The sequence below is a fragment of the Pseudomonas sp. SWRI179 genome (assembly GCF_014268705.1).
GTDB lineage: Bacteria > Pseudomonadota > Gammaproteobacteria > Pseudomonadales > Pseudomonadaceae > Aquipseudomonas > Aquipseudomonas zanjanensis.
Genome location: NZ_JABWRA010000019.1, coordinates 108,048 through 114,252, shown reverse-complemented (window position 1 = coordinate 114,252; position 6,205 = coordinate 108,048). Strand labels below are relative to the sequence as shown.

The 6,205-nt window shown below is 60.5% G+C and carries 7 protein-coding genes; all 7 read left to right on the top strand.

Features of this window, described 5'->3' with window-relative positions; all coding sequences use genetic code 11:
- On the top strand, positions 1-169 hold a 169-nt coding region (locus HU767_RS13390), incomplete at its 5' end, for an OprD family outer membrane porin (protein ID WP_186729729.1).
- A 170-nt stretch (positions 170-339) separates the two neighbouring features.
- A complete protein-coding gene (locus HU767_RS13385) occupies positions 340-1,161 on the top strand; it encodes an NAD(P)-dependent oxidoreductase (RefSeq protein ID WP_186729728.1) in 822 nt (273 codons plus the stop codon).
- Positions 1,162-1,204: 43 nt separating this feature from the next.
- Positions 1,205-2,110: an SMP-30/gluconolactonase/LRE family protein gene (locus HU767_RS13380; RefSeq protein WP_186729727.1), complete on the top strand. Its 906-nt coding sequence runs from the start codon at positions 1,205-1,207 to the stop codon at positions 2,108-2,110.
- A 56-nt stretch (positions 2,111-2,166) separates the two neighbouring features.
- Positions 2,167-3,135, top strand: a complete 969-nt coding sequence (locus tag HU767_RS13375) for a TRAP transporter substrate-binding protein (RefSeq protein ID WP_186729726.1) — start codon at positions 2,167-2,169, stop codon at positions 3,133-3,135.
- A gap of 76 nt (positions 3,136-3,211) precedes the next feature.
- Complete coding sequence (locus HU767_RS13370) at positions 3,212-3,739, top strand: TRAP transporter small permease (RefSeq protein ID WP_186706158.1); 528 nt, start codon at positions 3,212-3,214, stop codon at positions 3,737-3,739.
- Positions 3,739-5,019 (top strand): TRAP transporter large permease, encoded by a 1,281-nt coding sequence (locus HU767_RS13365; RefSeq protein ID WP_186706157.1) that lies wholly within the window; start codon positions 3,739-3,741, stop codon positions 5,017-5,019. The genes HU767_RS13370 and HU767_RS13365 overlap by 1 nt, the downstream gene beginning before the upstream one ends.
- Positions 5,020-5,217: 198 nt before the next feature.
- Positions 5,218-6,087, top strand: coding sequence for an aldose 1-epimerase (locus tag HU767_RS13360; protein ID WP_186729725.1), 870 nt, complete (start codon positions 5,218-5,220; stop codon positions 6,085-6,087).
- Positions 6,088-6,205: the final 118 nt, after the last annotated feature.

Below are 6,205 nucleotides of genomic sequence, written 5' to 3'. Positions count from 1 at the left end.
CGACGGCAAGGAATGGGGCCGCGAAAGTGAACTGGCCTACACCGTGCAGAGCGGTGTGCTGAAGAGCCTCAACGTGAAATGGCGTAACTCGTCGCTTCGTCGTGACTTCAGCACCAACGAATTCGACGAAAACCGAATCATCTTCAACTACCCGATCTCGCTGCTGTAACACGGGATATTGCCATGGGCGCATCCCATGGCAACCTGCGGCAGGGACGCCGATCCAGAGCGGTTCGTCGATCAAACGTTGACAAGGTAGCGGAAGGATAAGGATATTTCCTCTCGGTCGTACGACAACTTATAACAACTGTACCTCTCATTGTTTGCTCAGGTAATGCCATGACCACGACACAGATTCGCCCCCCCTTCAATCGCCTGCTCTTGACCGGCGCCGCCGGCGGCCTTGGCAAAGTCTTGCGCGAACGCCTCAAGCCTTACGCCCGCCACATTCGCCTGTCGGACATCGCCAACATGGCCCAGGCCATCGACGAAAGCGAAGAAGTGGTGCCCTGCGACCTGTCGGATAAGCAGGCCGTGCACCAGTTGGTGGAAGGCGTCGACGCTATCCTGCATTTCGGTGGTGTCTCGGTGGAGCGCCCGTTCGAAGAGATCCTTGGCGCCAACATCAGTGGCGTGTTCCACATTTATGAAGCGGCGCGCAAGCACGGCGTCAAGCGTGTGATTTTCGCCAGCTCCAACCATGTCATCGGTTTCTACAAGCAGGACGAGGCCCTCGACGCCCATTGCCTTCGCCGTCCGGATGGCTACTACGGCCTGTCCAAGTCCTACGGCGAAGACATGGCCAGTTTCTATTTCGATCGCTACGGCATCGAGACCGTGAGCATCCGCATCGGCTCGTCGTTCCCCGAGCCGCAGAACCGCCGGATGATGAGCACCTGGCTGAGCTTCGACGACCTCACCCAACTGATCGAATGCTCGCTCTACACGCCGAAGGTCGGCCACACCGTGGTCTACGGCGTCTCCGCCAACCGCGATGTCTGGTGGGACAACAGCCACGCCGCGCACCTGGGCTACCAGCCCAAGGACACGTCCGAAATTTTCCGCGACAAGGTCGAAGCGCAGCCGATGCCGGCCGCCGATGATCCGGCCAGGATCTACCAGGGTGGCGCCTTTGTCGCAGCCGGCCCGTTCGACGACTGATTCGTCTGTTGTTCATGGGATACGAACGAACCAAGGAATCACCATGCAAGCCGAATTGATTGTCGATGCACGCAATGCTGTCGGGGAAAGCCCGGTGTGGGTCCCCGAGGAAAACTCGCTGTACTGGGTGAACATTCCCAACGGCGGCCTGCAACGCTGGAACGCCAGCAGCGGAAAAATCCAAGGCTGGGAAGCCCCCGAAATGCTCGCCTGCATCGCCCGCCACCAGGACGGCGGCTGGATCGCGGGTATGGAAAGCGGTTTCTTTCGCCTGCACCCCCATGACGACGGCAGCCTCGACAGCGAACTCTGTGCAAGCGTCGAACACAGCCGCACCGACATGCGCCTCAACGATGGCCGTTGCGACCGCCAGGGCCGTTTCTGGGCCGGCAGCATGGTGCTGAACATGGGCGCCAACGCCGACGAAGGCCGGATGTACCGTTATGACGCTGGGCAACGCAGCCCGGTGGAGGCGCAACTGAGTGGGTTCATCGTGCCCAACGGGCTGGGTTTCAGCCCGGACGGCCGGACGATGTACCTCTCCGATTCTCACCCGCTGATCCAACAGATCTGGGCCTTCGACTACGACATCGACAGCGGCACCCCGTCCAACCGCCGGCTGTTCGTCGACATGATGCCCCTGGCCGGCCGGCCGGATGGCGCGGCGGTGGACGCCGACGGTTGCTACTGGATCTGCGCCAACGACGCTGGGTTGATTCACCGTTTCACCCCGGACGGACGTCTCGACCGTTCGCTGGAAGTGCCGGTGAAAAAACCGACCATGTGCGCCTTTGGCGGCAGCCAGCTGGACACCCTTTTCGTCACCTCGATCCGCCCGGGCGACGACAACGACCCGCAGTCCCTGGCCGGTGGCGTGTTCGCGCTGAACCCCGGCGTCAAGGGCCTGGCTGAACCTGCGTTCGGAGGATGGAAACACTCCGCGAACTGATCTGCTTTGCCGCTTCACATCGATAGACATAAAAACAACAACACTGGAGATTGACCATGAATTTCAAACGCACACTTCTGATCGCGGCCTTGCCCCTGGCCTTCCTGGCCCAGGCGGCACACGCTCTGGACATCAAGATCGCCGACATCCACCCCAAGGGCTACCCAACCGTAGTCGCCGAGGAGTCCATGGGTAAAACCCTGGAAAAAGAGAGCAACGGCGAATTGAAGTTCAAGTACTTCCCGGGTGGCGTACTGGGCTCTGAGAAAGAAGTCATCGAGCAGATGCAAGCCGGCGCGATCCAGATGTCTCGCGTCAGCCTGGGCATCGTCGGCCCTGTGGTGCCGGACGTGAACGTCTTCAACATGCCGTTCATCTTCCGCGACCAGGCCCACATGCGCGCCGTGATCGACGGTGAAGTCGGCGATGCAATCCTCGACCGCATCACCAACTCCGAGTTCGGCCTGGTGGCCCTGGCGTGGATGGATGGCGGCACGCGCAACCTCTACACGAAGAAGCCGGTGCGCAAGATCGAAGACCTCAAGGGCATGAAGATTCGCGTCCAAGGCAACCCGATGTTCATCGAGACCTTCAACGCCATGGGCGCCAACGGCATCGCGATGGACACCGGCGAGATCTTCAGCGCCTTGCAGACCGGCGTGATCGACGGCGCGGAAAACAACCCGCCGACCATGCTCGAGCACAACCACTACCAGAACGCCAAGTTCTACAGCCTGACCGGCCACCTGATCCTGCCTGAGCCAATCGTGATGTCGAAAATCACCTGGAACAAGCTCACCCCAGAGCAGCAGGACATGGTGAAAAAAGCCGCCAAGGCTGCCCAGGCTGAAGAGCGCGTGCTGTGGGACAAGAAGTCCGCCGCCAGTGAAGAAAAACTCAAGGCCGCCGGCGTCGAGTTCATCACCGTCGACAAGAAACCCTTCTATGACGCCACTGCGCCAATCCGGGCCAAATACGGTGCGCCGTACGCCGACCTGATCAAGCGCATCGAAGCTGTCCAGTAAGGCCTCTTAATCTGTACTCATGAAACGGCTGGGCGCGCCTGCGGTTAAGAGGCGCGCCCAGTTACGGTGGAACCCGATGAAGAATTTGCTGCTGCGTATCAACGACAAGATTTACATGACTTGCATCTGGGTCGCCGGCCTCTCCGTCCTGGCAGTTGCCCTGATGATTCCATGGGGGGTATTCGCCCGCTACGTGCTGGGCTCAGGCTCGAGCTGGCCGGAACCCACCGCCATTTTGCTGATGATCGTCTTCACCTTCATCGGTGCCGCCGCCAGTTACCGCTCCGGCTCGCACATGGCCGTGGACATGGTCACCAGCCGCCTGCCACCTCACTTGAAAAACGCAGCGTCGATTTTCTCCCAGCTGCTGATGGCGGCCGTGTGCATTTTCATGACTATCTGGGGCACCAAGCTGTGCATGACCACCTGGAATCAATTCATGAGCGCCATCCCCACCTTGCGCGTCGGCATCACGTACATGCCGATCCCGGTCGGTGGCTTCCTGACCCTGATTTTTGTCCTGGAAAAACTCTTGCTGGGTGATCAAAGCCAGCGTCGGGTCGTGCAGTTCGACCTGGTTGAAGAAAACGAAGGTGCCGCTTAATGGACGCTCTGATTCTGCTGGGCAGTTTTTTGCTGTTGATCCTGATCGGCATGCCGGTCGCCTACGCGCTGGGCGCTGCCGCCCTGATCGGGGCGTGGTGGATCGATATTCCGTTCCAGGCCATGATGATTCAGATAACGGGCGGGGTGAACAAATTCTCGCTGCTGGCCATTCCGTTCTTCGTCCTGGCCGGTGCGATCATGGCCGAGGGCGGCATGTCCCGCCGCTTGGTGGCCTTCGCCAGCGTGCTGGTAGGTTTCGTGCGCGGTGGCTTGTCCCTGGTCAACCTCGTGGCCTCGAGTTTCTTTGGCGCGATCTCCGGTTCCTCGGTGGCCGATACCGCCTCGGTCGGCTCGGTGCTGATCCCGGAAATGACACGCCGGGGCTACCCGCGTGAATACGCCACCGCCGTCACCGTCAGTGGTTCGGTACAAGCGCTGCTGACACCGCCCAGCCACAACGCGGTGCTGTACTCCCTTGCCGCCGGCGGCACCGTCTCCATCGGTTCGCTGTTCATGGCCGGCATCGTCCCCGGCATCATGATGAACCTCTGCCTGATGGCGCTGTGCCTGGTTTTCGCGAAAAAGCGCAATTACCCCAAGGGCGAAGTGATTCCGCTCAAACAAGCGTTGAAGATCTGCAAGGAAGCCATGTGGGGCATGATGACCTTGTTCATCATCCTTGGCGGCATTCTCTCGGGTGTGTTCACCGCCACTGAATCGGCCGCCATTGCCGTGGTGTGGGCGTTCTTCGTCACCATGTGCATCTATCGCGACTACAAGTGGAGCGAGTTGCCGAAACTGATGCACCGTACGGTGCGCACCATCTCCATCGTGATGATCCTGATCGGCTTCGCCGCCAGCTTCGGCTACATCATGACGCTGATGGAAATCCCGGCGAAGATCACCACCGCGTTCCTGACCCTGTCGGACAACCGCTACGTGATCCTGATGTGTATCAACGTGATGTTGCTGCTGTTGGGCACCGTAATGGACATGGCGCCGCTGATCCTGATCCTGACGCCGATCCTGATGCCAGTGATCGTCGGCATCGGCGTGGACCCGGTGCAGTTCGGCATGATCATGCTGGTGAACCTGGGTATCGGCCTGATCACGCCACCGGTGGGCGCGGTGTTGTTCGTCGGTTCCGCCATCGGCAAGGTCAGCATCGAAAGCACGGTCAAGGCCCTGCTGCCGTTCTACGCCATGCTGTTCCTGGTGCTGCTGCTGGTGACCTACGTGCCTGCCATTTCGCTGTGGTTGCCGCATTTGGTGTTGTAACCCTGTAGGCGAGCAAGCCCCCTTGTGGCGAGGGAGCTTGCTCCCGCTGGACTGCGCAGCAGGCCCACCCGGTTTGAACTCGGGCGTCTGCTCCGCAGCCGAACGGGAGCAAGCTCCCTCGCCACAAAAGCTATCTGCCCTTCCCAAAAAAGCTATCTGCCCGTCCTATATCTGCTCTTCCCAATAGACGCGACCACCATGACGCAGCCCCTTCTCTACCTCGAAGACGAACTGACCCACCTGACCCTGGCCCCGCACCTGGGCGCCAGCCTCGTTGAATGGACATTGCGCAGCACCGGCGCTCCCCTGCTACGCCCGCCCGCGCCGCACGCACTGGAAAACGGCCTGCCAGGCAAACTCGGCTGCTTCCCGTTGATCCCGTGGTCGAACCGGATCGCCCAAGGCGGTTTCGATTGCCCAAGCGGCTGGCTCGCCCTGGAGGCCAACAGCCCCAACGATCCGTTTCCGATCCATGGCAGTGCCTGGCAGCAACCGTGGCAGGTCACCGAACAGAACGACCAGGAAGCGCTGCTGCAACTCGACAGTCGAACCCCGTTCGCCTATTGCGCCAGCTTGCGGATCCGCTTGAGTGGCGGCCAGTTGCAAATGGCATTGCATGTGACACATATGGCCGAACAGGCCGCCTGGCACGGGCTGGGTTTGCATCCGTATTTCCCGCGCACAAGCGGTACCCGTCTGCAAACCGGTGCCAGCGAAGTGTGGATGTGCGACGCCTCGAAACTGCCAACGAAATTGAGGGGCGTTCCCTCGGAGTGGGATTTCCAGCAATCCCGGTTACTGCCGGACACCCTTGTCGACAACGGCTTCGGTGGCTGGGATGGGCAGTGCCTGATCCAACAACCGGACCTGGGTTATGAACTGGAATGCCGTGCCAGCGGCAGCGAATTTTTCCTGCTGTACTGTCCAGTCGGTTTGGATTTCTTCTGCATCGAACCGGTCAGTCATCCGGTCAATGCCCACCACCTGCCAGGACGGCCGGGGTTGCGTTTGCTTGAGCAAGGACAATCGGTGGCGTTGGGGTTTTCGATGCAGTGCCGAACGTTGTAAACATCACGCGATCCCTGTGGTTAGGCGGATCACATCGCCCCCTGTGGCGAGGGAGCTTGCTCCCGCTCGGCTGCGAAGCAGACGCCGTGGGTCAAGACCGTATGGGCCTGCTTCGCAG

What these genes read in the sequence shown, in the direction of transcription:
- HU767_RS13385 (WP_186729728.1), top strand. Translation starts at nt 340, where the DNA reads ATGACCACGACACAGATTCGCCCCCCCTTCAATCGCCTGCTCTTGACC.
- HU767_RS13365 (WP_186706157.1), top strand. Translation starts at nt 3,739, where the DNA reads ATGGACGCTCTGATTCTGCTGGGCAGTTTTTTGCTGTTGATCCTGATC.
- HU767_RS13360 (WP_186729725.1), top strand. Translation starts at nt 5,218, where the DNA reads ATGACGCAGCCCCTTCTCTACCTCGAAGACGAACTGACCCACCTGACC.
- HU767_RS13380 (WP_186729727.1), top strand. Translation starts at nt 1,205, where the DNA reads ATGCAAGCCGAATTGATTGTCGATGCACGCAATGCTGTCGGGGAAAGC.
- HU767_RS13375 (WP_186729726.1), top strand. Translation starts at nt 2,167, where the DNA reads ATGAATTTCAAACGCACACTTCTGATCGCGGCCTTGCCCCTGGCCTTC.
- HU767_RS13370 (WP_186706158.1), top strand. Translation starts at nt 3,212, where the DNA reads ATGAAGAATTTGCTGCTGCGTATCAACGACAAGATTTACATGACTTGC.